Genomic DNA, 21,886 nt, shown 5'->3' on the forward strand with positions numbered 1-21,886 from the left:
GTGCTAGCCCTGCGCGAGCTGTCGTAAGAACGTCTCGGCAAGGGCCTTGGAGGAGTACGGGTTCTGGCCTGTGGTGAGCCTGCGGTCCACGACCACGTGCGAGTCCCAGATCGCCTCGGCCTTCTCGTAGTGCGCGCCGAGCCGGGTGAGCTCGGCCTCCAGGATCAGCGGGAGCCGGCCGGCCATGTTGGTGACCATCTCCTCGCTGTGCGAGAAGGCCGTCATCCGGTAGCCCTCGAACGGCCAGCGGCCTTCGCCGTCGCGCAGCGCGAGCAGCGAGGTGTGGCCGTGGCAGACGGTGGCGAGCGGCTTGTCCTGGGCGATGGCCCAGCGCAGGACCTGGGCGAGCTCGTCGGAGTGCGGCAGGTCTCCGATCGCGCCGTGGCCGCCGCTCACGTAGATGCCGTCGTACTCGGCGATGTCCTTCTCGCCCAGGGACTCCACGGCGATGGGGTGCTGGAGCTGGGGAGTGCTCTCGATGACTCTGACGTACTCGGCGGCGTTGGCCGCGTCGTGGTCCGGCGAGCCCTGGGGGCGGACCCACTGGAGGAACTGGGGGTCGATGCTGGTCTGGTCGACCGTGGGGGCCTGGCCCCCGATCGTCGCCACGTCCACGGTGTGGCCTGCGGCCTTGAAGAGGGTAAAGGGAACGACGAATTCCTCGGCCCAGAAACCCGAGGGGTGCTGTTCCCCGTCCAAGAGGTGGAGCGTTGCCTTGGCCGTCATGACGACGAGAATCTTCATGACTGTTCTCCTTGTTCTGGAATCGCTGCCGATTCAACACGCCCCCCGCAGGGGGCGTAAGGGGGGAGCGTCAGGCGCGCGATACTTCGTGAGGTGCGTCCAACGCGGAGATGATGGTGCGGAATTCACCGACCAGGGGGTGGTCGGGATGGGCTTCGGCGAATATGCGCTCGCCGTACAGGGCGGCCATTTCCGGCACATAAGGAAGGATTCCGGCCAGGGGGGCGCCGTACACCTCCTCGGCACGCCGGCGGACCTGGCCCCCGTCGACGCCCTCGGGGGCCATGCTCATGACCAGGGCCCGCCGGCAGGCCAGCCGCCCGGCCAGGGCGATGGTCTCCTCGACCCCGGAGAGGTCGATCCGGTCGGCTCGGGCCATGATCATCAGTACGTCGGCACTCGCCATGGCGGTCACCGACTCGTTGTTGAGCCCGGCGTGGGTGTCGAGCAGCAGCACGTCGAGCGCGTAGTGCTCGGCCAGCCGGTCGAAGCCCTCCGGCAGCAGCCCCACGTCGTAGCCGCTCGTCATGAGTTCGCGCAGGGCCGCCGTCCCGGTCCGGGCCGGTACGACGTACAGCCCGGGTGCGCCGATCTGCTGGGCCGTGGCCTCGATCTCGCAGCGCCCGAGCAGGTAGTCGGCCAGGGAGGGGCCCGGGCCGAGCCGGAAGAGCAGGTCCAGGGTGGGCGACTGGATGTCCGTGTCGACCACCCCCACCCGGCGCCCCTCGCCCGCGATGAGCAGGGCCAGGTTCGCCAGTACCGAGGACTTCCCGGTGCCTCCGCGGTGCGAGTGCACCACGATGGTCCGGGCCATCAGGCCACCGCCGTACGGTCCACCGCGGTCCGGTCGGCGTGCGGCCCCCGCGCCGCACGTGGCCGGTGCAGGGCCAGCATGGTGACGTCGTCGTGCTGTTCGGCTGTTCCGGTGTGCTCGCGCACGGCCGTGTCCATCCGGTCGACCACCTCCCTGCCGCTCACCGGGGGGCCGGCGAGCAGCTCCAGCATCCGCTCGTCACCGAGGAAACTGCCGTTGGGACAGCGTGCCTCCGGCACTCCGTCGGTGAACACGAAGAGGGTGTCGCCGGGGTTCAGCTGGGCGTAGCCGAGTGTGTAGACACAGTCCGGCAGCACCCCGACGGCGGGTCCGGTGACCTCCAGGGCGAGCGGGTCGCCACCCTCGGCGCGCAGCAGCAGCGGCGCGTTGTGGCCCCCGTTGATGTACACGAGGCTGCCGGTCAGCGGGTCGAGCACACCGAAGAACAGGGTCGCGAAGTAGCCCTGCCTCAGGTGGTTGCGGGTCAGGTAGCCGTTGGTGGCGGTGACCGCGTTCAGCAGCGGGGTCGCGCCGACCACCGGGATCCGCCGGCTGCCGCCCGCCCGCCCGGCGGCCACCAGGTGCTGGAGTCCGCTGTTCTCGGCGGTGTGCCGCAGCAGCGAGCGGATCAGCGCCATGAACAGCGCGGCGCCGACCCCCTTGTCGCAGACGTCGGCGACGACGAAGGCGAGGCGGCGGCCGCGGGAGATCTCGAAGACGTCGTAGAAGTCCCCGGCGACCTGCCGCGCCGGCCGGAACCGGACGTCGATCTCCCAGCCTTCGGGGACCGGCAGCGATTCGGGCAGGAAGCCGGCCTGGATCTCCCGGCCGATCTCCAACTCCTTCTCATAGCCCATGAGTTCGGCGCGGGCATCGGCTTCGCGCAGGGTGCGGCCGAGTCCGGCCCGCTCCGAGCAGCTGTGCAGCCGGGCCCCGACGAGGGCGGGCAGGAAGGGCGGTACGAGGTAGTCGTGGCCGAGCCGCACGTGTTCCTCCAGGGCGGCGAACTCCGTCACCGTCCAGACGACGACGATGGGGGCCCCGGCCCAGCGGCGCAGCCGCCGTACGGCGAGGCGAACCGATTCGCCGTCGGCCTCGGCCGGGGCGAGCAGCACGTCGGCGACGGGCAGCCCGTCCAGCGGGCCGCTGCGCAGCTCAGACAGGGTGCGGGCGACGAGTTCCGCGTCCATCGACCGCAGCGCGTCGAGCAGCTCGAGCGGCGGCGGCGGGTACTCGTCGAGGATGATCACGGTCGTGGAGGGCATGGGTCCGTCCCCTCGGCGTTCACAGTCAGCGTGCTGATGTTGCGGCCGTCCCTGCGTACGTAGCAGAACTCGTCCACGCTGGTCAGCGCCAGGTGGATGCCGAGTCCGCCGATCCGCCTCTGTTCGGGGGGAGTCCCGGGGGCGGGGGGCAGGCGGCCCTCGACGGGGTCGAAGGCCGGCGCGGAGTCCACGATGCAGATCTGCACCCGGCCGGGACCGGAGCGGCCGCGGACGGTGATCCGCCCGTTGCCGCCCCGGTACCCGTGCATCACGATGTTCGTGGCCAGCTCGTCCACGGCCAGCCGGATCCGGTACGCGGGGCCCTTGCCCAGGCCCGCCCGGCCGGCCAGCCGCAGGACGAACGAGGCGATGTCGCCCAGTGCCCCCAGCGTCGCGGGCACCTCCAGCTCGGCGGGCGTCCTCGCCAGTTCGACCATGTCACTCATTCGATTCACTCATCGGAGAGCACGATGCTGCGGTCCAGCCCGGCCGTCCGGATGGTCCGGGACACGGGCTCGATCGCGCCGACCACCTTGATGGTCACGTGGTTCGCCACCTTCTGCTGGGCGAAGACCAGGGACCGCAGCCCGGCACTGGCCATGTAGCCGACACCGGCCATCCTGATCTCGACCGTGCCGGTGCCGTGCCCGGCGGCCTTCTCGATGGTCTGGTGGAAGTCCGGCGCGGTGTTGGCGTCCAGCTCGCCCGCCAGCTCGATCACGGTGGTGTCGCCCTCGATGCTCAGGGACACGGAAAGCGGCATGTCAGGTCTCCTTCGGCCGTACGGTTGGGGCGTTCGGTCAGAACAGGTGCGGCTAGAGCTCGGGACCGGGCGTCCGGCCGACCAGGATCACGACCGAGCGCGGACCGATCAGGTACTTCCCGGCGTTCTCCAGCTCGGTCTCGCCGCCCGGGGTCCGGATGTCGTACGGGGCCTCGGCCCCGGTGTCCGCGAACAGGTGCCAGCTGCGCCCGTGCGGCAGCGCGGGCAGCTCCAGGTCGTGCGGCTCCCAGTGCGAGTTCATGGCCACGTACACCACGTCGTCGTCCCCGGTGCCGCAGCGGGCCACCGCCAGCAGGCGGCTCTCCGGCGACCAGTCGGGCTGCCAGGCCCGCTCCCCGTGCCAGCTGATGTCCGGCAGCCCGAGGCTCTCCCGGACCTGCCCGGTGGGGTGGGAGGTGGAGCGCAGTTCGCGGTGGTGCCCGCGGAACGCGATCATCTCCCGGGTGAACCGGAGCAGTTCGGCGTTGTCGTCGACCTGGCTCCAGTCGAACCAGGACAGCTCGTTGTCCTGGCAGTACGTGTTGTTGTTGCCCTGCTGGGTGCGTGCGACCTCGTCGCCGGCCAGCAGCATCGGGATGCCCTGGCTGGTGAAGAGGATGGCCAGGGCGTTCTTCATCTGGCGCAGCCGCAGCCGGTTGACCTCGGGGTCGTCCGTGGGTCCCTCGGCCCCGCAGTTCCAGCTGTTGTTGTCGTTGGCCCCGTCGTTGTTGCCCTCGCCGTTCGCCTCGTTGTGCTTGTCGTTGTACGAGACGAGGTCGGCCAGGGTGAACCCGTCGTGGGCGGTGAGGAAGTTGACCGAGGCGGAGGTGCCGCGGCTGGAGTACAGGTCGGGCGAGCCGGCGATCCGGGTGGCCAGCTCCCCGGTCACCCCGGGGTCGCCCTTGAGGAAGCTGCGCACGGTGTCGCGGTACTTCCCGTTCCACTCCGCCCAGCGGCCGTATGCCGGGAAGTTGCCGACCTCGTACAGGCCGCCCGCGTCCCAGGCCTCGGCGATGAGCTTGGTGTGCCGCAGGACCGGGTCGAAGGCGAGCAGCTCCAGCAGCGGCGGGTTGGGCAGCGGAGTGCCGTCCAGGTCCCGGCCGAGGATGGCCGCCAGGTCGAAGCGGAAGCCGTCGATGTGGTAGTCGGCGACCCAGTGGCGCAGGCAGTCGAGCACGTAGTTGCGCACGACGGGGTGGTTGCAGTTGACCGTGTTGCCCGTGCCGCTGAAGTTGAAGTAGTACCCCTCGGGCGTGAGCATGTAGTACGTGGCGTTGTCGAGCCCCTTGAAGGAGATCGTCGGGCCCTGCTCGTTGCCCTCGGCGGTGTGGTTGAAGACGACGTCGAGGATGACCTCGATGCCGGCCGCGTGCAGGTCCTTGATCAGGGTGCGGAACTCGTCACCCTGCATCCCGTAGCGTCCGGTGGCGGCGTAGCCGGCCTTGGGCGCGAAGAACGAGACGGTGTTGTAGCCCCAGTAGTCGAAGAGCCGCTCCCCCGTCTCCGGGTTGGTCCGCGGGTTGTCGCTCTCGTCGAACTCGAACACCGGGAGCAGCTCGATGCAGTTGATCCCGAGCTCCTTCAGGTACGGGATCTTCTCCCGCAGCCCCGCGAACGTGCCGGGGGCCGTGACCTGCGAGGAGGGGTGCCGGGTGAAGCCGCGCACGTGGGCCTCGTACACGACGAGGTCCTCGGCGGGGATCCCCAGCGGCGTGTCGTCGCCCCAGTCGAAGTCCTGGAGGCAGACCCGCGAGCGGTACTGGTAGCCGCGGGTGCGGTCCGGCTCCACGCCCCACACGTCGCGGCCGGCGATCAACCGGGCGTACGGGTCGGAGAGGACCTGCCGGGCGTCGAAACGGTGGCCGGCGACCGGATCGTAGGGGCCGTCGGCCCGGTATCCGTACTCGATGTTCTCGTGGTCGAGGCCGAAGACCGTCATGGAGAAGACGCTGCCGGTGCGGAACTCCTCGGGGAATTCCAGCTCGGCCATCGGCTCGGGCTCTCCGCGCTTGTAGATGACCAGGGTCATGGAAGTCGCCTGGTCGGAGAAGACGGAGAAGCTGACCCCGCCGGGGACCACGTTGGCCCCGAAGGGGAACGGCTTGCCCGCGCGGACGCGGTACCCGCCCACTTCGTGGGTCGGGTACGCGTCGACGCGCAGCACCTGCTCGGACTGGGTCTCGGTCATCGTGCGACCGCGGTCTGGGCGGAGGCGGCCTTCGCGGCCGGCCTCTTGTTCTTGGCCTCGGCAGCCGCCGCCTCGCCGGTCTCGAAGAAGTCGAGGAAGCCGGTGGCCGACATGACGAACCGGACTTCCTCGCTCACCCCGTACAGGGTGACCGCGACGCCGGCGTGCTGGGCCTCGCGGTAGACGACGAGCAGGGTGCGCAGGCCCGCGCTGGACACGTACGTGACGGCCGTGAGGTCGATGCGCAGCGGCCGGCCCTCGCGGACCAGCGGCAGCAGGGACTGCAGCAGCTGTCCGGAGGTCTCACTGTTGATCTCGCCGGTGGCGACGAGGACGGTACCGCCCTTGTTGCGGCGTTCCTTGACGTTCAGAGACATTGCTTTCCCCTCTAGTCGGGGCGCCCCCCGTTGAGCGCTTATGAAGTCACCGGGCGCAGCCGGACCTTGACCTTGACCCGCCCCTGGACGTCGGGGAGCCGGACGGTGAGGCCGTCGGCGTCGAAGTCCCGGTACGGCTTCTCGTCGATCTCGACGGAAGCGATCTGCACCGATCCCGCGGGCAGCAGGTCGGGCGACACGCGCAGCACGCGGTCGGGCAGGTTGGTCGGGTCGGGCTTGAAGTGGAAGTCCATCTCCCGCCCGTTGATGAGCAGGTTGTTGTAGACGGCGGACAGGTAGCAGAGCTCCGCCGAGTGGTACATGGACATCGAGTGGCTGCCCTTGAGCCGCTCCGTGCCGAGCAGGTACGGCGTACCGCTGGCAAGGACGTTGAAGTAGACGGCTCCCTCGTCGTGGTCGAGGAAGAACGTGTTGTAGAAGGCCTCCGCCTGCCGGGCCTCGCGCACGAAGGCGTCGCCACCGACCGTGCCGCCCAGGATGAGGTAGGCGAGGATCGCCTGCTCCTGCTGCCACCAGGCCTTGCGGTCGTGCCAGGCGAAACGATACGTCTCCTGGTCCCCGTCCTTCACCCGTTCGACGACGTCGTACCAGCCGCCGCGCTGCACGTCGCTGCCGACGGCCGGCATGATCTCGCCGATCTTGCGGGCGAGCTCCTCGTAGGCCGGCTTCGGCTTCAGCGAGTTCATCCGCATCAGGTTCCAGGCGATCTTCAGGTTGTGCCCGACCACCGCGCGGTTCTGCTGCCAGCTGTGCGCGGTGTCGTGTGACCAGTCGCGGAAGAAGCGCTCCTGGACGAAGGGGCTGTTCTTGTAGTCCGGGAACTTGTCCGCGATGGTGTCGAAGGTGTACTCCAGGAAGTCGGCGTACTTCTGCTCGCCGGTCGCCAGGTACAGGTTGATCAGGTAGGCGGGCGCATGGTCGCCGACCGAGTTCCAGTTCTTGCGCTCGGCGTTCTCGCCGAGGGACTCGTGGTCCGCGCTGAACAGGATCGGGTCGATGTGCGAGTAGTAGCCGCCCTGCTCGCGGTCCAGGAAGAACTTGTCGAACAGCCGGATCGTGGCGTCCGCGTCGTTCTTGATCCGGATGTCACCGGTGACCCGGTAGGTCTGGATCGGGCCGGCCAGCGCGTAGATCTGCTCGTACATCGGGATCGCGTCGTAGTCGTCGGAGAACTCCGAGGTGAACAGCTTGCGCTCGCTGTCCCCGTCGACGCTGATGCCGTGGTACCAGAAGACCACGTCCTCCTCGCTGTCCACGACCCGCATGTGCTTGCGCAGGTACTCGGTGCCGCGCTCGGCGACCTCCAGGTACTCGTCCTTGCCGGTCAGCAGGTAGGCCGAGGCCATGCCGTAGACCAGGCGGGAGATCGTGTCGGTCTCCTGGACGTGGCTGGCGGTCTTGTCGCCGCCGAGGCGGATCTCGGTGCGGTACTGGGTGAAGTCCACCGGGCCCTCGCCGAACTGCGCCCGCTTGTAGAAGTCGGCCAGCGACTCGATCTGCTTGACCCACCAGCTGGGCTCCTCGAACCGGTAGTCCTCGGCGCCGCGGCCCAGGAACACCAGGCGCTTGGCGTCGAAACGCCCGCCGTGCTCCGGGTAGTGGACGCCGTAGACGAAGAGGAACCGGCCGGGCGAGAGCATCTCGTCGATGTGCCCGGAGGCGTCGATGTACGGCTCGTCCAGGTTGCGCACCAGCTCGGCACTCGGGTCCCCGGCCAGGGAGACGTCGAACTCGCGGCCGTCCGAGGTCTTCAGCCGCAGCAGCCGGGACCCGGAGTCGAAGCGGCCGACGTAGCCGGCGATCGTGTCGGAGAAGGAGAAGCTCACGGCGTCCGCCATGTCATGCACCGTCCTTGTCGTGTGAGCGGTCGTCCTCGAATCCCTGGCTGACCTCGACGATGACCCCGTCGGGATCGCGGACCCACACGGTCCGCCAGCCGCAGATGAAGTCGTCGAAGTCCAGCGGCCCCAGGGTCACTTCGGCCGCGTCACCGAGCGATGCCAGGAACGCGTCCACGCTGTCGGTCTGGAAGGCCAGGTGGCGCATCCGGCCGGGCGCCTGCGGCCCGTCCTCGTGCGCCGGCCGGGCCGGCTCGGCGCCGGCCGCGAAGAGCTCCAGGTACGCGTCCCCCTTGCGCAGGAACACGATCCGGGACTCCCCGAGGTCGACGACCCGGGCCCGGGTGAAGCCGAAGTACCGGGTGTAGAACTCCTCGGTGGTCTTCTGGTCCGTGCAGTTCAGACCCACGTGCGACCAGACCATCGACCCCATCAGGCGGCCCCCCGGCCCCGCCCCGCCGCGATCAGCTCGATGATCCGGCGGGCGAAGAGGTGGTGGTGGGCGCCGGTGCGGCCGGTGACCAGGTCCCCGTCGACCACCACGTCCTCGTCGACGTACTCGGCGCCCATGTTCCGCACGTCGCCGATGAGGTTGTTGTGGCACACCACCTTGCGGCCGCGCACCTTGTCCGGGATCGAGGCGGCCAGCCACATGCCGTGGCAGATGATCCCCTTGAGGACCGTCGGCTCCTCGAAGGCCCGGCGCAGCAGCTCGGTGGCCGGCGCGAGCACGTCCACGTCCTCCGTGTAGCGCAGCCGGTCGGCCACCATGCCCGAGGGCACGATGATCGCGGCGTACCGGCGCAGCTCGTCGTCGCTCAGCCCCTCCAGGGACTTGTCGGCGGTGAACGGAGCCCGGTACTCGTGCCCGGAGAAGGTGATGGAGTCGTTGCCCCACAGCCGGGTCAGGAAGTCGACCTCGGCGCCCTCCTCCGCGAACCGGTGCCCGTAGTAGAAGATCTCCGGCTCGTAGAAGTCGCTCTCGACCAGGACCGCGATCCGGGTCCCGCTCAGCGCGCCCTCGCGCAGCACGGCGTCAGGCACGGGAATCCCCCCTCAGGAAGTCCGCCGCGCGCTCGGCGATCATCGCGATGGCGGCGTGGCAGTTGCCCGACGGGACGGCGGGCATCACGCTGGCGTCGACGACGCGCAGGTTGCGCACGCCGTGCACCCTCAGCTCGGGGTCGACGACCGAGAGGTCGTCGATGCCCATGCGGCAGGAGCCGGACTGGTGGTGGTAGCTCTCCGACTTCTGCTTCACGAAGGTCCGCAGGTCCTCGTCGCTCTCGTGGCCGGGACCGGGCTGGAGCTCCTGCTTGTACAGGGGCGAGAAGGCGGAGGTCGCGAAGATCTCCCGGGCCAGCTTGACGCCCTGCACCATCCGTTCCAGGTCCCACCGGTCGCCCAGGTAGTTCGGGTTGATCAGCGGGTGGGCCAGCGGATCGGCGCTCGCGAGCCTGATCCAGCCGCGCGAGACGGGCCGTACGACGCCCGGCAGGATGCTCACCGTGTTCGGGTGGTCCTTGCCGACGATCACGTCGAACGGCACGTGCACGAAGGCGATCTGCAGGTCGGGAGCGGGCAGACCGGGCCGGGACGAGAGGAACAGAGCGCTCTCCGACAGGTTCTGCGCCGGCGGCGGGAGTTCCTGGGTGACCTCGGCCATCAGCCCCGTCAGGACGTGGTTGTGGAAGTTCTCGCCGACCCCGGGCAGGGCCGCGGTCACCGCGATGCCGTGCTCGCGCAGCTGCTCCGGCCCGCCGATGCCGGAGAGCAGCAGCAGCTTCGGGGACTCGATCGCCCCCGCCGCCACGATCACCTCCCGGCGGGCCCGTACGGAGTGCAGTCCGGGCCCGGCCGGGGCGCTGTGCCCGTCGCGTACGGTCCGGCCCGGGAACTCCGCGGGCGGTGCGAGCTGCACGTACTCGACGCCCGTGCAGGTGTCGCCGTCGAAGAGGAGCCGGGTGCTCTGGGCGCTGGTGCGCAGCGTCAGGTTGGGGCGGTCGAGGGCCGGCTCCAGATAGGCGGCGAGGGTGCCCTGGCGGCGCCCGTCGGCCACGTCGATGTGGTGCCAGCCGGTGCCGAAGAGGCCCCGCCGGGGCCCGTCGGTGTTGAAGTCCGCGATCTCCTGGTGTCCGAGCTCGACGGCCGCGTCGATGAAGGCCCGGGAGGCCGGGTTGGGGCCGTGCTGACCGGCGTTGGTGATGCGCTGCGGGCCGCGGGTGCCGGTGGTCGGGGCGGTGGCGTCCTCCTGGCCCTCCAGCAGGGCGAAGTACGGGAGGACGTCCTCGTACGCCCAGCCGGCGGCGCCCTGGTAGGCCCAGTTGTCGAAGTCCGAGGCGTGGCCCCGGATGTGCATCATGATGTACAGGTTGCTGCTGCCCCCGGGGGCCTTGCCGCGCGGTTCGTACGTCCGGCGGCCGTCGAGCCCGGGCTGCGGGACGCTGGTGTAGCCCCAGTCGACGGGCCCGCCGAGCAGCTTGTACCAGGAGGACGGGTCGTCCACCTCGGGCGGGATGCGGTTGCCGCCCGCCTCCAGGACCAGGACGGAGACGTCCGGGTCCGCGGAGAGCCGGTTCGCGAGGACGCTGCCCGCGGTGCCGGATCCCACGATGACGTAGTCGTACTCTTCTCTCTCGGCGATCGCCACGAGTCGGCCCCCTCAGCCCTGGCTCAGCACCTGGAAGGGGACGGTGTCGTGGTAGTTCGCCATGTAGGCGATCTTTCCGTCCACGATCCGGAAGAAGTTCATGACCTCGGCCTCGATCGCCTCGCCGGAGGGGCTGACGGCGCTGATGTGGGAGACGACCGCGGCCTTCTCCCCGTCGACGAGGAAATGCGCGGGCTCGTTCCGGAAGACCCGGTACATCGCCCCCATGCCCTTCATCATCGAGCGCAGGACCTCCAGGCCCTCGATGTGTCCGGCGAGCTGCTCGTCCATGACCTGGTCGTCGGCGAACAGGTCGCACCAGCGGTCCCAGTCCCCGGCGTTGGCGTATGCGTAGTACTTCTCAAGGATCTGTCGTGCGTCCACAGCGCTCATGGCGCTCCTCCCCCTATCGGTCCCGGCGGGTTCCGTCCGGCGCGAACGGCGCCCAGAACTGGCTGAAGGCGGTCGCCGAGTCCCCGAAGAGCCCGTCGCGGCCCTCGACGATCCGGCCGTCCCGCCATCGCATGAAGTGGAAGACGGGGTAGTCCATCCGCTCGTACGGGGACCGGCTCGCCTCGTCCGCGCCCTCCCGCACCGCGACGTTGCGGCACACGTCGGCGCTGCAGTCATCGCCGACGAGGACCGCCTGGATGTCCATCCGGAAGGTGCCGCCCGTGAGCTTGTGGGTCTGGCCCATCAGCTCCAGGAAGGCGTCCAGGCTCTCGTACCAGCCGGCCAGCGGGTGGTTGCCCGGCACCAGCCAGCGCAGGTCCTCGGAGTAGTACTCCAGGATCCGGGCCCGGTCGCCGGAACCGAGGGCGGCATAGGCCGCCTCGACCCGCTCCCGTGTCACTTCGGTCATGGTCGAGCCCTCTCAGAGCGAGCCGGAACCGGGCATCGGCGTCAGCGCGTTGACGGTGTACTGCTTGATCTGCGGTCCGTCCGGGCCGGCCACCATGGTCCAGGTCTGGTCGGCGTCGAAGCCGAGCCACTGGCTGCGGGCGGCCGGCGGGTTCCAGATCTTGGGCTGCCAGTTGACGAGCACCCGGACGATGGCCCGGTCGCCCTCGATGACGGGCTCCACCTTCGTGACCGTGTGCACCTCGTCGAAGAACCGGTTGGTGACAGCCTCGTACCAGCGGGTGAAGCCCTGGTGGCCGAGGAAGGTGTCCTCGGGGACCTTGAACTCCAGGTCCTCGGTGATGAGGGCGAGCACCTGGTCCAGCGGAAGGTGCTGGTCCAGGGCCGCGTACCAGTTCTCGGCGAAAGTGCGGATCGCGTCCTCGGTCAGCCGCTCGGCGGGCATGCGGTCTCCTCCTGTCCGTGCTGGGTGACTGGTCTGGTCAGATCTGGATGTCGACGAGGTACGGGCCGGGGTGGTCCAGCATCCGGCCCACGGCGGCGACCGCCTCGTCCGGCTTCTCCACCCGGGCGCCGCCGGCGCCGAGCGCCCGCGCCAGCCCGGCGAAGTCGATCTCCGGGTGGGAGAGGTCGAAGGAGCCCGGGAAGTCGTGCTGCGGGATGTCCCGCTCCCGCCAGTACTGGGCGATGTTGTCGTCGAGCAGCCGGTACTTGCGGTTGTTGCAGACCACGAACTTGGCGTCGATGCCGTGCCGGACGGCGGTCCACAGCGCCTGGTAGGTGTACATCGACCCGCCGTCGCCCGCGAAACCGACGACGAGGCGGTCCGGACGGGCGAGCTTGGCCCCGACCGCGCCCGGGAATCCCACGCCGAGGGAACCGCCCCGGGTGAGGTGGTAGTCGCCCGGCCGCTCCGGGGGCAGGTACCTGGTGACCAGCGGGGAGGTGGTCAGCGCCTCGTCGAAGACGATCAGGTCCCCGCCGGTCCGCTCGGCCAGGGTCCGCAGGAAGACGGCCATCGGCGTGCCGTCCTGCTCGGCCTCCCCTCCCTTGGCGGACAGCGCCCGCTCCCGGGTGCGGGCGTCGAGCCGCGCGGCCGCGGCCGCCCGCCGCTGCGGGCTCAGCAGGCGTTCGAGTACGCCGGCCAGCGCGCGCAGCGCCTGCTTGGGGTCGGCCGCCAGGCCCAGGTCCACCGGGTGGTTCTTGGCGATCTCGTACGCGTTCAGATCGATGTGGACGACCTTGGCCCCGGCCCGGAAGGGGCTCTCCAGTTCGGGGAACACCTCCGGGAAGACATAGGTGCCGACGATCAGCACCCCGTCCGCGTCGGCGACGAGCTCCCTGCTGTGCGGGCCGAACATGTGGCCGGTCTGACCGCGGCGCAGCGGGTGCGAGGCCGCGATGTTCACCTCGGAGGAATCCACCTCGTACACGTCGGCGCCCAGCAGCTCGGCGACGGCGACGAGTTCGCGCTGGGCCCCGGAGAGCGACACCCCGTCGCCCACCAGGACGACGGGCCGCTCCGCCGAGGCCAGCAGCTCGGCCGCCCGCCCCACCGAGGCCGGCGACGGCGCCACGTCCGTGAACGGCACCGCGGTGGGCAGGACGGGCTCGGAGTTCAGCTCGTCCAGCACGTCCATCGGCAGCGCCACGAACACTGGGCCGCGCGGCGGGGTCAGGGCGATCTTGACCGCCCGCCGGACGGTGCGCAGTACGGAGTGCCGGTCGGTGACCCGCGTCGCGTACTTCGTCACCGGCTTCGCCATCGCCACCAGGTCGGACGCCATCTGCGCGTCCATGGCGTCGTAGCGGACCCCGGCGTCGCCGGCGACCACGACGAGCGGGGTGTGGCCGCGCAGCGACTGGTAGAGCATCCCGATGCCGTTGCCCAGCCCCACCCCGGAGTGCAGCTGCAGCAGGGCCGCGCCGCCGGTGGCCCGGGCGTAGCCGTCGGCGATGCCGGCGGCCACGGTCTCCTGGAGGGCGAGGACGTAGTGGAAGTCCTCAGCCGCGTCCACGGCGTCGAGGAATCCCTGTTCCACCGTCCCCGGATTTCCGAACATCACATTCAGGCCGTCGGCCTTGAACTGCTCGATCAGCCTTTCCCGTCCGGGAGTGGCTTCGGAATTCATCGGACTCCCCCTCGTATCTCACAGATTTCCGGATCACCACCCGTAGCGGGTGAGACCTTCCTCCAGGACTTCCACGATCTTCTGCCCCGTGAGATACGAGTCGGGGGTGGAACGGCCGGTCACGAACGGGTAGTCGACAATCACCGAGAGCGGGTGGCCGAAGTTCCCGTGGTACGCCCCGCGCGGGCCGGTCGCGTCGCGCAGGATGTACTCCAGCGGATACGGCGGCGGCCCCATGTTGAAGTCGGTACCGAGGAATCCGGTGCCGTCCTTGTAGTCGTACTCCTTGCAGTGCCCGGTGACGTGCTTGCCCCAGATGATGCTCTTGCGGTCGCCCCAGTCCCGGGCGAAGGCCAGGCAGGCCACCCCGTAGCACTCGGCCGCCACGACCTTGCCGGCCTTCTTGAAGGCCAGGATCAGGGCGTGCACGCGCTCGTTGTTGGCGAGGTCGACGATGGGCCCGCTGCCGCCGACGATGAGGATCGCGTCGTAGCCGGCGATGTCCGACTCAAGCTTGTCCAGATCGCGGTGGTACTGCTCCAGCTTGCGCAGATAGCCCTCGTCGCTCGTGTACGGGCGCTCGGGGACCCACGCCTCGATGTCGAGCGGCGAGTCGAGCCGGCTCGACTGCTCGAACTCCCGCCCCAGCCGGGCGTTCTCCTCGGTGGTGACCGAGCGTCCCAGTGGAGGGTCGATGAAGTTCGCGTCGAGGCTCGGCGGAAGAGCGTGCGCACGCTTCCCGGTCGGCGTGGCGAATACGACTTCATAGCCCTGCTCATCGAACTTCGATACCGGGCCTATCAGTTCTTCGGCCCAATAACCGTGTTCGGAGACAATGACCAGAATCTTTCTGCTCACGGATTCCTCCAGGCGCCGCCTGTTGTCGTTGGCGTCCACCACACTGCTTGTGCCCGAGGCCCGCGTCAAAGCGCCCGTATGCGACTTCGTGAGGTAGGAGGGCAGGTCTTGGGGGCACCTCAGGTAGTCGCTTCCCGAGGTCATGAAGTAGCCCCGGGACTTCCTGACTTCGGCCGAATCACTGAACCATTACCGGGGTGCCGCCCTATGGTCTGGACGCGCAGTGAATCACGGGTGCGGGAAGGACCGAGGAGAGGGACGGGCACGATGACGACGGACCTGTTGTGCACACACATCGATCAGATACGTCCGGTGAAGCCGGGCACCGAGGGCTGTGAGGAGTGCCTCGTCCTCGGCGACACCTGGGTGCACCTGAGGATGTGCCTCAGCTGCGGGCACGTCGGATGCTGCGACTCCTCCAAGAACCGCCACGCCACCAAGCACTACCGCGCCACGGAGCACCCCATCGCCGCCTCGCACGAGCCCGGCGAGACCTGGGCCTGGTGCTACGCCGACAAGCTGATGCTGGACGCGGCATGAGCGCGGCCCCCGAGAGCGCCACCGCCCCCGCCACGGCGGCCGCGGCCGAGCGCACGGAGAGCAGGAAGCCCGTCATCCTGGCCGTGGACGACGACCCGCAGGTGCTGCGGGCCGTACGCCGCGACCTGCGCAGCGCCTACGGCGACCGCTACCGGGTGCTCGGCGCCTCCTCCGCCGCCGACGCCCTCAAGATCCTGGACTCCCTCGACGAGCGCGGACACGACCCGGCGCTGTTCCTGGTGGACCAGCGGATGCCCGACGTGACCGGCGTCGAGTTCCTCCTCGAAGCCGTCAGCCGCTTCCCGGACGCCCGCCGCGTGCTGCTCACGGCGTACGCGGAGACGGACGCGGCGATCACCGCCATCAACCGGGTCCGGCTGGACTACTACCTGCTCAAGCCGTGGGACCCGCCGCACGAACGGCTCTTCCCGGTCCTGGACGACCTGCTCTCCGACTGGCTGGCCACCTACCGCCCCGCCTACGACGGCATCATCGTCGCCGGCCACCTCGTCTCCCCCGGCACCCACGCCGTCCGCGACTTCTTCACCCGCAATGGGCAGCCGTTCCGGTTCCTCAACGTCGAGCGGGATCCCGAGGCCCTGACCCTGATCGCCGCCCAGCCCGACGCGGCGCTGCCGCTCGTCCGCTTCCCGGACGGCGCGGTGCTCTCCGCGCCGTCCGACACGGAGCTCGCCCAGCGCCTCGGGCTGGCCACCACCGCCTCGCGCCCGCACTACGAGTGCGTCATCGTCGGCGCGGGGCCCGCGGGCCTGGCGGCGGGCGTCTACTCGGCCTCGGAGGGCCTCTCGACCCTGATGCTGGACTCCCGCGCCCCGGGCGGCCAGGCCGGCACCTCCAGCCTGATCGAGAACTACCTCGGGTTCCCCTCCGGCCTCTCCGGCGGGGACCTGACCCGCCGCGCGACCATCCAGGCCTCCCGGTTCGGCGCGGAGATCCTGCACCCGGTGGAGGTGGTCTCGCTGACCCGGGACGATCCGGCGAAGATCCTGACCCTGGCCGACGGCACGGAGATCAGCGCCGAGACGGTGCTGCTGGCCACCGGGGTCTCGTACAACCGCCTGGAGGCGCCCGGCGCGGACCGCTTCGAGGGCGCGGGCCTCTACTACGGCGCGGCCACCACCGAGAGCTCGGCGTGCATCTCCCAGCACGTGTTCATCGTCGGCGGGGCGAACTCGGCCGGCCAGGCGGCGGTGCACTTCGCCAAGTACGCGGCCCGGGTGACGATCCTGGTGCGTGCCGAATCCCTGGACGCGAGCATGTCCCGCTACCTGATCGACGAGATCGACCGCACCCCGAACATCGAGGTCAAGGTCCGTACGACGGTGGTCCGGCTGGACGGCGAGGACCACCTGGAGAAGCTGACCCTCCGCGACGCGACGACCGGCGAGGACACGGAGGTGCCGGCCCGGTTCATGTTCACGTTCATCGGCGCCCGCCCGCACACCGACTGGCTGTCGGGCGTGGTCGAGCGGGACGAGTACGGCTTCGTGCTCACCGGGTCCGACCTGATCGCGAACGGCGGGGAACTCCCGGCGGAATGGAGCCTGGAGCGCGCCCCGTACCCGCTGGAGACCAGCGTCCCGGGTGTCTTCGCCGCGGGCGACGTGCGGGCCCACTCGGTCAAGCGCGTGGCGTCGGGCGTGGGAGAGGGGGCGATGGCGGTCTCGCTGATCCACCGCTACCGCTCGATGGGCTGAGCCGGAAGAGCCGGGGCTGTGGGCTGAGAGCGAACGCGAATCGCTTGCGATCAAGCCGACGCCGGATGCAACGTTGATTACATGATTACATCCGAGCAGAGCGAGCAGCTTCGCAAGTGGTTCGCGGACCGCCTACCGGTGGACGTGTACGAGTCCCTGGTCGAGGTGGCGGTCGACCGCGAGGAGATCACGGTCGTCGGCGCCATCCCGGCGAACGAGTCGGTCAAGGAGTTCCGCGAGCGCACCCGCGAACAGCGCATCGAGGTCGCGCGGGAGGCGGAAGAGCTCTACCGCCGCAAGGTCGCCTGGGCCGTCCAGTCCGGCGACGACCGCGTCCTGTTCACGCACCTGGCGGTCCCGGTGATGACGCGCCTGCGCCAGCCGGAGCGCCAGGTCCTCGACACCCTGGTCGCGGGCGGCGTCGCCCGCAGCCGGGCCGACGCCCTCGCCTGGTGCGTCCGCCTCGTCGGCCGCAACACGGACGAGTGGCTGACCGAACTCCGCGACTCCCTGGCCAAGGTCCAGCAGGTCCGCGCGGCGGGCCCCGACGTCGCCGACGCCACGGACTCCCAGAAGTCTGGGTCGGAATGACGAAAGTCCTCCCCACCTGGGCATGATCACGCAAGTCTGACTGCGACCGGCACTCGATCACAGGGAGAGGCACGCACCATGACCACCACCGTCGAATACATCCGCTACCGGATCGCATTGGACGACCAGCAGGCCTTCGAGGACTCGTACCGGCAGGCCGCGGAGGCCCTGGCCGCGTCACCCGAATGCATCGACTACGAGCTGGCCCGCTGCGAGGAGGAGAACGATCGGGAGCGCTACATCCTCCGCATCCGCTGGACCTCGGTCGACGCCCACCTCAACGGATTCCGCAAGGGCGAGCACTTCCCGGCGTTCTTCAGCGCGATCCGCCCGTACGTGAAGGCCATCGAGGAGATGCAGCACTACCGCGTCACCGACGTGGCCGGCCCCGGAAAGGCCGCACCCCAGTCATGAGCACCACACCCGGCACCACTCCCACCATCTACGAGTGGATGGGCGGAGCGGAGGCGATGAACCGCCTCACGGACGCCTTCTACGGCCATGCCCTGCAGGACGAGATCCTGGCCCCGGTCTTCGCGGGCATGGATTCGGAACACCCCCAGCATGTGGCCGTCTGGCTGTCGGAGGTCTTCGGCGGCCCGGCGGAGTACACGACCCACCACGGCGGCCACCAGCACATGGCCACCAAGCACCTGGGCCGCGGCATCACCGAACCCCAGCGCCGCCGCTGGGTGGACCTGCTGATGGACACGGCGGACGAGGTCGGTCTCCCGACGGACCCGGAATTCCGCGCGGTGTTCGCCTACTACATCGAGTGGGGCACCCGCATGGCCCTGATCTACTCGGGCCCCAACCCACCGCCGGTCGACGCGGCGAAGATCCCCGTGTGGTCCTGGGGCCAGACACCCCCCTGGATCCCGAACAACTGACCCGCCCACGACCCGGCCCCGCCGCCCCTTCCCGGGCCGCGGGGCCGTCCCGTACCCCGGGCTCAGCGCCGGGAGGGCCTCCGCGGACCGTCCCCACCCGCCGGCGGCTCGGGCTCGGGCGCCGACTCCGGCTCCGGCTCCGGTTCCGGCTCCGGCTCCGGCTCCGCGAGGAGTACGGTCAACGCCCCTTCATCGGCGTCGCGCCAGAACCCGACGGCCTCCTCCAGGACCTCCTGCAAGGTCTCCCAGTCGTCGGGCCGCACCTGCGCGTACGACCGCCAGGACGTCACCGCCACCAACCGCCCCGGCGCCTGCGGCAACCACGACAGGTCGGTCAGCAGATCGGCCAGCGCGTCCCAGTTCTCCCCGAACCACGCGGGAGCCTCCAGCGCCGCCCCCCACCGCCGCATCAGCTCGGCCTTGCCGCGTACGCCGTCCAGGTCCACCCGCAGGGTCGTCCAGGCCGCCTTCTCGGCGGCGGCCAGCGCCGGGGCGAGCGGCTGCGGATCCAGGGTCATCGCAGAACCGCCTTGAAGGTGTCGTAGTGGTCGTCCGTGTAGAACAACTCCCCGCCCTCACCGGTCACGATCCGCCGGGGCCCGCGGTCGCGCTCGCCCGGCTCCTTCACCGTGAACTCGTGGTAGTAGCCGCGCTTCTGCCGGGGCAGGACCTTCTCGAAGTTCCCGAAGACGGTCCCGTCCTGCCGGTACGGATACGGCCCGCCCCTCTCGATGAGCACGAGCACGTCCCGCGCCTGCGACGGCAGCGCGTCGGCCCGCACGGTCACCATCCCCTTGGCCCAGGCGGGCGCCGAAGCGGCGGATCCGGAACGCACGCCGGCCGCGGCGGACGGCGCGGCCTTCTCCCCGCCGCACCCCGCCACTCCGACCAGCGCAACGCACAGGAACACCGCTCCCACACAGCGCAGCAACGATCGGGGCATGCCTCTGAAGATCATGCACCGATCGTGCCGAATATCCGATTCGCTCGCGAATCGCGCGGTGTCCGCGTCCGCGATGACCTCAGAGCGCGGCCATCTTGGTGTAGGGACTGAGAATTCTCTTCTGGACCGATCCGAAGTCGACCAGGACGGCGATCCCCTCCTCGATACCGACGACACGGCCGAGGCCGTGCTCGTCGTGAGAGACCCGGTCGCCGACGCTGAACTGCCGGAGCGGCGGTTCCACGGGGGCCTTGAACGGGCTGGACGGCAGATGGCGGCGAGGTACTGCTGACTTTGTCATCGAGACCAGTATGCGCCCCGGAGGCCGCCGGACGGCCCGCTGTTCGGATCTCGATTGCGGCACCATCCGCCCCAGGACACCCTCAGCGGCACCTTCCGCGCCGCGCCACGCCGCCCGGGATCAGTCGTCCGGGTCGGCCCGGTCCAGCGCCGGCCGCAGCCCCGGGGCCGACTCGGTGAGCAGGTAGTCCGCGACTGCCGTGTCCGTGACCAGGCTCGTCACCAGCCCGGAACGGAGCACCGCGCCGATCGCGGAGGCCTTCCTCAGCCCGCCCGCAATGGCCACGACCTCGGGGATCCGGCGCAGCCGGTCCGCCTCGACGGTGATGCAGCGCTCGCCGAGGTCCCGCCCGACACGCCGCCCCTCGGAGTCGAACAAGTGAGCGGACATTTCGGCCGCTACACCCAGCGACGCGTAGTGCGCCCGCTCCTCGTCCGTGAGCATGTCGTGGACGGTGGAGATCCCGGGCTCCCACGAACCGATCGACACCGCCGCGACGGTCACCTTGTCGAAGTACTCGAAGGCCCGGGCGATTCCCGTCTGGCTGCGCAGCGCGGCCGCGGTCGCCGGATCGGGGAGCAGCATCGGCGCGTAGATCGGGTGCGCGTCTCCCCCCGAGACCTGGGCGGCCCGCCGCACGGCCTCCACCGACCCGCGCTCGGCCGTACCGGCGTCGTACACGCCCGTCAGCTGCACCACGGTGCACGGCGGCAGCCGGTGCAGGGAGGCGGCCATGTGGATGGTCGACCGCCCCCAGGCCAGACCCAGTACGTCGCCTTCGTTGACGAGCTCGCCGAGCAGGTCCGCCGCGACCGCGCCCAGGTTCTCCGGGTCGGGCGCGTCGTCGGACGCATCGGCCGGCGACTCGACGACGACGGCGTGCCGGAGCCCGTACCGGGCACGGAGCGCGTCGGAGCGCTCCGCGTCCAGTTCGGCCGGCACGCGGATCTCGATCCGCACGAGGTCGCGCTCAAGAGCCGTCTCCAGGACCCGGGCCACCTTGAAGCGGCTCACGCCGAACTCCTCGGCGATCTGGATCTTGGACTTGCCCTCCAGGTAGAAGCGGCGGGCCATGGCCGCCGCCTGCACCAGCTCCGCGGGTCCCATCCGCAGGGCTGACCGTCCCGCCGACATTGCCGACACCGCGCTCTCCTCACTGCTACTGCTGTTCACACTCTCGACTCGCCGTTCATCCTGTCAGATCCGGCGGCCGTTGATCAGCCTGGACAGCTCCCGTTCACCGAGCTGTTCACCAACCCTTGTTTCAGTGGTCGCAAGCCCAGGGCGCCGCGGAGATCGCGACGTCCGCCTGCTCCCGCAGCGTACGCACGGCGGCGGAGGGGTCGACCGCCCCGTACACCGCGCTTCCGGCGACGAACACGTCGGCTCCGGCTTCGGCACACCGTTCGATGGTCGAGGCCGAGACCCCGCCGTCGACCTGGAGCCACAGCTCCAGGCCGTGCTTGGCGATCAGCTCCCGGGTACGGCGGATCTTGGGGAGCATGATGTCGAGAAAGGGCTGGCCGCCGAAGCCCGGCTCAACCGTCATGATCAGCAGCATGTCGAGCTCGGGGAGGATGTCCTCGTACTGCTCGATCGGCGTGGCGGGCTTGAGCGCCATGGACGCCCGCGCCCCCTTGGCCCGGATCTCCCGCGCCAGCCGCACGGGCGCGGCGGCGGCCTCGGCGTGGAAGGTGACCGATCCCGCTCCGGCCTCGACGTACTGCGGGGCCCAGCGGTCCGGGTCCTCGATCATGAGGTGCAGGTCCAGCGGGATGTCCGTGGCCCGGCTCAGGGACTCCACGACGGGCACACCGAGGGTGAGGTTCGGGACGAAATGGTTGTCCATGACGTCGACATGCAGCCAGTCGGCCCCCTCTACGGCCTTCGCCTCCTCTGCGAGGCGGGCGAAGTCGGCGGACAGGATGCTGGGATAAATCTGAGCGGCCATGCCCCAAGCCTGCCATGCCTCCGAGCACTTCCGGCCACGACCCCGGAACTCGGGGCCTCCGTAGCGACACTTAAGTGATCATGGAGAACGATTAACGCACCCTTCGAGATCGGGGGGCGGGACCTCTGGACTCGGGGCCAGGAGGGCGGACCGGGACAGCGGGGGCGGGGGGGCGGCCGGTCGGGCGTCGGGGGCGGCGGGGCCGGGGCGGGGGCGGGGCCCGGCCTGCCGGGCGTCGGGGACGGCGGGGGGGGCGGGGTCCGTCAACCCGGCACCCGGAAAGCGGGCCGGGGCAGCAGGGGCCGGAGCCAGCGCACTCGGCACCGGGGGGATTGACCGGGATGCCGGGGTCGGGGTCTGAGTTGACCGGGGTCGGTGGGGTGTCCGGGGGCGTCCCGCCAGTCCACTGTCCTTCCGGTTCGGTCCGGGCCGTCAAGGGCG

At 70.1% G+C, this 21,886-nt stretch carries 26 protein-coding genes; 5 read left to right on the plus strand and 21 right to left on the minus strand.

From position 1 onward, the window contains the following. Positions 1–3 precede the first annotated feature (3 nt). The 16 genes from ABTY04_RS24620 to ABTY04_RS24695 all read right to left on the minus strand — a co-directional run bounded on the left by ABTY04_RS24620 (position 4) and on the right by ABTY04_RS24695 (position 14,511). Positions 4–744, minus strand: coding sequence for a type 1 glutamine amidotransferase domain-containing protein (locus ABTY04_RS24620; RefSeq protein ID WP_352215542.1), 741 nt, complete (start codon positions 742–744; stop codon positions 4–6). A gap of 70 nt (positions 745–814) precedes the next feature. Then, positions 815–1,558, minus strand: coding sequence for a MinD/ParA family ATP-binding protein (locus tag ABTY04_RS24625; protein WP_352215543.1), 744 nt, complete (start codon positions 1,556–1,558; stop codon positions 815–817). Further along, on the minus strand, positions 1,558–2,823 hold the full coding sequence (locus tag ABTY04_RS24630) for a PP2C family protein-serine/threonine phosphatase (RefSeq protein WP_352215544.1): 1,266 nt from the start codon (positions 2,821–2,823) through the stop codon (positions 1,558–1,560). Before ABTY04_RS24630 ends, ABTY04_RS24625 begins: the two co-directional genes overlap by 1 nt. Then, positions 2,805–3,269 (minus strand): ATP-binding protein, encoded by a 465-nt coding sequence (locus ABTY04_RS24635; protein WP_352215545.1) that lies wholly within the window; start codon positions 3,267–3,269, stop codon positions 2,805–2,807. Before ABTY04_RS24635 ends, ABTY04_RS24630 begins: the two co-directional genes overlap by 19 nt. Before the next feature lie 5 nt (positions 3,270–3,274). After that, complete coding sequence (locus ABTY04_RS24640; RefSeq protein ID WP_352215546.1) at positions 3,275–3,586, minus strand: STAS domain-containing protein; 312 nt, start codon at positions 3,584–3,586, stop codon at positions 3,275–3,277. Positions 3,587–3,638: 52 nt separating this feature from the next. Beyond that, positions 3,639–5,774, minus strand: coding sequence for a glycogen debranching protein GlgX (gene glgX, locus ABTY04_RS24645; RefSeq protein ID WP_352215547.1), 2,136 nt, complete (start codon positions 5,772–5,774; stop codon positions 3,639–3,641). Then, entirely contained in the window at positions 5,771–6,151 is a 381-nt protein-coding gene (locus ABTY04_RS24650; protein WP_352215548.1) for an STAS domain-containing protein, read from the minus strand. The genes glgX and ABTY04_RS24650 overlap by 4 nt, the downstream gene beginning before the upstream one ends. A gap of 38 nt (positions 6,152–6,189) precedes the next feature. Beyond that, positions 6,190–8,010 (minus strand): AGE family epimerase/isomerase, encoded by a 1,821-nt coding sequence (locus ABTY04_RS24655; protein WP_352215549.1) that lies wholly within the window; start codon positions 8,008–8,010, stop codon positions 6,190–6,192. A gap of 1 nt (position 8,011) precedes the next feature. After that, positions 8,012–8,443: a VOC family protein gene (locus tag ABTY04_RS24660; RefSeq protein ID WP_352215550.1), complete on the minus strand. Its 432-nt coding sequence runs from the start codon at positions 8,441–8,443 to the stop codon at positions 8,012–8,014. Further along, positions 8,443–9,054, minus strand: coding sequence for a DJ-1/PfpI family protein (locus ABTY04_RS24665; RefSeq protein ID WP_352215551.1), 612 nt, complete (start codon positions 9,052–9,054; stop codon positions 8,443–8,445). Before ABTY04_RS24665 ends, ABTY04_RS24660 begins: the two co-directional genes overlap by 1 nt. Next, entirely contained in the window at positions 9,047–10,660 is a 1,614-nt protein-coding gene (locus tag ABTY04_RS24670; protein WP_352215552.1) for a GMC family oxidoreductase, read from the minus strand. The genes ABTY04_RS24665 and ABTY04_RS24670 overlap by 8 nt, the downstream gene beginning before the upstream one ends. A 12-nt stretch (positions 10,661–10,672) precedes the next feature. Next, complete coding sequence (locus ABTY04_RS24675; RefSeq protein WP_352215553.1) at positions 10,673–11,053, minus strand: nuclear transport factor 2 family protein; 381 nt, start codon at positions 11,051–11,053, stop codon at positions 10,673–10,675. A gap of 13 nt (positions 11,054–11,066) precedes the next feature. Further along, complete coding sequence (locus tag ABTY04_RS24680) at positions 11,067–11,522, minus strand: nuclear transport factor 2 family protein (protein ID WP_352215554.1); 456 nt, start codon at positions 11,520–11,522, stop codon at positions 11,067–11,069. A 12-nt stretch (positions 11,523–11,534) separates the two neighbouring features. Then, on the minus strand, positions 11,535–11,966 hold the full coding sequence (locus ABTY04_RS24685; protein ID WP_352215555.1) for a nuclear transport factor 2 family protein: 432 nt from the start codon (positions 11,964–11,966) through the stop codon (positions 11,535–11,537). Positions 11,967–12,003: 37 nt separating this feature from the next. Next, positions 12,004–13,653 (minus strand): thiamine pyrophosphate-binding protein, encoded by a 1,650-nt coding sequence (locus tag ABTY04_RS24690; protein WP_352215556.1) that lies wholly within the window; start codon positions 13,651–13,653, stop codon positions 12,004–12,006. A 33-nt stretch (positions 13,654–13,686) separates the two neighbouring features. Continuing rightward, a complete protein-coding gene (locus ABTY04_RS24695) occupies positions 13,687–14,511 on the minus strand; it encodes a type 1 glutamine amidotransferase domain-containing protein (protein ID WP_352215557.1) in 825 nt (274 codons plus the stop codon). Positions 14,512–14,778: 267 nt separating this feature from the next. Here ABTY04_RS24695 and ABTY04_RS24700 point away from each other — a divergent pair, with 267 nt between their 5' ends. The 5 genes from ABTY04_RS24700 to ABTY04_RS24720 all read left to right on the plus strand — a co-directional run bounded on the left by ABTY04_RS24700 (position 14,779) and on the right by ABTY04_RS24720 (position 18,250). Next, the gene (locus tag ABTY04_RS24700) at positions 14,779–15,051 is read left to right on the plus strand and encodes a UBP-type zinc finger domain-containing protein (RefSeq protein WP_352215558.1); all 273 of its coding nucleotides are present in this window, start codon (positions 14,779–14,781) and stop codon (positions 15,049–15,051) included. Further along, positions 15,048–16,769, plus strand: a complete 1,722-nt coding sequence (locus ABTY04_RS24705) for an FAD-dependent oxidoreductase (protein ID WP_352215559.1) — start codon at positions 15,048–15,050, stop codon at positions 16,767–16,769. The genes ABTY04_RS24700 and ABTY04_RS24705 overlap by 4 nt, the downstream gene beginning before the upstream one ends. Positions 16,770–16,850: 81 nt before the next feature. Beyond that, positions 16,851–17,360 carry an ATP-binding transcription factor AbmR gene (abmR, locus tag ABTY04_RS24710; protein ID WP_352215560.1) on the plus strand — a complete coding sequence of 170 codons (510 nt, stop codon included), beginning with the start codon at positions 16,851–16,853 and terminating at the stop codon, positions 17,358–17,360. A 78-nt stretch (positions 17,361–17,438) separates the two neighbouring features. Then, on the plus strand, positions 17,439–17,774 hold the full coding sequence (locus tag ABTY04_RS24715; protein ID WP_030157498.1) for a putative quinol monooxygenase: 336 nt from the start codon (positions 17,439–17,441) through the stop codon (positions 17,772–17,774). After that, positions 17,771–18,250, plus strand: a complete 480-nt coding sequence (locus ABTY04_RS24720; RefSeq protein ID WP_352215561.1) for a group II truncated hemoglobin — start codon at positions 17,771–17,773, stop codon at positions 18,248–18,250. Before ABTY04_RS24715 ends, ABTY04_RS24720 begins: the two co-directional genes overlap by 4 nt. 62 nt (positions 18,251–18,312) lie before the next feature. Here ABTY04_RS24720 and ABTY04_RS24725 read toward each other — a convergent pair whose 3' ends face one another. The 5 genes from ABTY04_RS24725 to rpe all read right to left on the minus strand — a co-directional run bounded on the left by ABTY04_RS24725 (position 18,313) and on the right by rpe (position 21,445). After that, positions 18,313–18,768 (minus strand): barstar family protein, encoded by a 456-nt coding sequence (locus tag ABTY04_RS24725; protein ID WP_352215562.1) that lies wholly within the window; start codon positions 18,766–18,768, stop codon positions 18,313–18,315. Continuing rightward, a complete protein-coding gene (locus tag ABTY04_RS24730) occupies positions 18,765–19,208 on the minus strand; it encodes a guanyl-specific ribonuclease (RefSeq protein WP_352215563.1) in 444 nt (147 codons plus the stop codon). Before ABTY04_RS24730 ends, ABTY04_RS24725 begins: the two co-directional genes overlap by 4 nt. Positions 19,209–19,272: 64 nt before the next feature. Continuing rightward, complete coding sequence (locus ABTY04_RS24735) at positions 19,273–19,494, minus strand: CarD family transcriptional regulator (RefSeq protein ID WP_053788968.1); 222 nt, start codon at positions 19,492–19,494, stop codon at positions 19,273–19,275. A gap of 120 nt (positions 19,495–19,614) precedes the next feature. Beyond that, positions 19,615–20,628 (minus strand): sugar-binding transcriptional regulator, encoded by a 1,014-nt coding sequence (locus ABTY04_RS24740; RefSeq protein WP_352215570.1) that lies wholly within the window; start codon positions 20,626–20,628, stop codon positions 19,615–19,617. 130 nt (positions 20,629–20,758) lie between these two features. Continuing rightward, positions 20,759–21,445 (minus strand): ribulose-phosphate 3-epimerase, encoded by a 687-nt coding sequence (gene rpe / locus ABTY04_RS24745; protein WP_352215564.1) that lies wholly within the window; start codon positions 21,443–21,445, stop codon positions 20,759–20,761. Positions 21,446–21,886 lie beyond the last annotated feature (441 nt).

This window comes from Streptomyces sp. NPDC097981, from assembly GCF_040302565.1.
Classification (GTDB): domain Bacteria; phylum Actinomycetota; class Actinomycetes; order Streptomycetales; family Streptomycetaceae; genus Streptomyces.

Coding starts and splice junctions, on each gene's coding strand:
- ABTY04_RS24620 (WP_352215542.1), bottom strand. CDS start 744: ATGAAGATTCTCGTCGTCATGACGGCCAAGGCAACGCTCCACCTCTTG.
- ABTY04_RS24625 (WP_352215543.1), bottom strand. CDS start 1,558: ATGGCCCGGACCATCGTGGTGCACTCGCACCGCGGAGGCACCGGGAAG.
- ABTY04_RS24630 (WP_352215544.1), bottom strand. CDS start 2,823: ATGCCCTCCACGACCGTGATCATCCTCGACGAGTACCCGCCGCCGCCG.
- ABTY04_RS24635 (WP_352215545.1), bottom strand. CDS start 3,269: ATGAGTGACATGGTCGAACTGGCGAGGACGCCCGCCGAGCTGGAGGTG.
- ABTY04_RS24640 (WP_352215546.1), bottom strand. CDS start 3,586: ATGCCGCTTTCCGTGTCCCTGAGCATCGAGGGCGACACCACCGTGATC.
- glgX (WP_352215547.1), bottom strand. CDS start 5,774: ATGACCGAGACCCAGTCCGAGCAGGTGCTGCGCGTCGACGCGTACCCG.
- ABTY04_RS24650 (WP_352215548.1), bottom strand. CDS start 6,151: ATGTCTCTGAACGTCAAGGAACGCCGCAACAAGGGCGGTACCGTCCTC.
- ABTY04_RS24655 (WP_352215549.1), bottom strand. CDS start 8,010: ATGGCGGACGCCGTGAGCTTCTCCTTCTCCGACACGATCGCCGGCTAC.
- ABTY04_RS24660 (WP_352215550.1), bottom strand. CDS start 8,443: ATGGGGTCGATGGTCTGGTCGCACGTGGGTCTGAACTGCACGGACCAG.
- ABTY04_RS24675 (WP_352215553.1), bottom strand. CDS start 11,053: ATGAGCGCTGTGGACGCACGACAGATCCTTGAGAAGTACTACGCATAC.
- ABTY04_RS24680 (WP_352215554.1), bottom strand. CDS start 11,522: ATGACCGAAGTGACACGGGAGCGGGTCGAGGCGGCCTATGCCGCCCTC.
- ABTY04_RS24685 (WP_352215555.1), bottom strand. CDS start 11,966: ATGCCCGCCGAGCGGCTGACCGAGGACGCGATCCGCACTTTCGCCGAG.
- ABTY04_RS24690 (WP_352215556.1), bottom strand. CDS start 13,653: ATGAATTCCGAAGCCACTCCCGGACGGGAAAGGCTGATCGAGCAGTTC.
- ABTY04_RS24700 (WP_352215558.1), top strand. CDS start 14,779: ATGACGACGGACCTGTTGTGCACACACATCGATCAGATACGTCCGGTG.
- ABTY04_RS24705 (WP_352215559.1), top strand. CDS start 15,048: ATGAGCGCGGCCCCCGAGAGCGCCACCGCCCCCGCCACGGCGGCCGCG.
- abmR (WP_352215560.1), top strand. CDS start 16,851: ATGATTACATCCGAGCAGAGCGAGCAGCTTCGCAAGTGGTTCGCGGAC.
- ABTY04_RS24715 (WP_030157498.1), top strand. CDS start 17,439: ATGACCACCACCGTCGAATACATCCGCTACCGGATCGCATTGGACGAC.
- ABTY04_RS24720 (WP_352215561.1), top strand. CDS start 17,771: ATGAGCACCACACCCGGCACCACTCCCACCATCTACGAGTGGATGGGC.
- ABTY04_RS24725 (WP_352215562.1), bottom strand. CDS start 18,768: ATGACCCTGGATCCGCAGCCGCTCGCCCCGGCGCTGGCCGCCGCCGAG.
- ABTY04_RS24730 (WP_352215563.1), bottom strand. CDS start 19,208: ATGATCTTCAGAGGCATGCCCCGATCGTTGCTGCGCTGTGTGGGAGCG.
- ABTY04_RS24735 (WP_053788968.1), bottom strand. CDS start 19,494: ATGACAAAGTCAGCAGTACCTCGCCGCCATCTGCCGTCCAGCCCGTTC.
- ABTY04_RS24740 (WP_352215570.1), bottom strand. CDS start 20,628: ATGTCGGCGGGACGGTCAGCCCTGCGGATGGGACCCGCGGAGCTGGTG.
- rpe (WP_352215564.1), bottom strand. CDS start 21,445: ATGGCCGCTCAGATTTATCCCAGCATCCTGTCCGCCGACTTCGCCCGC.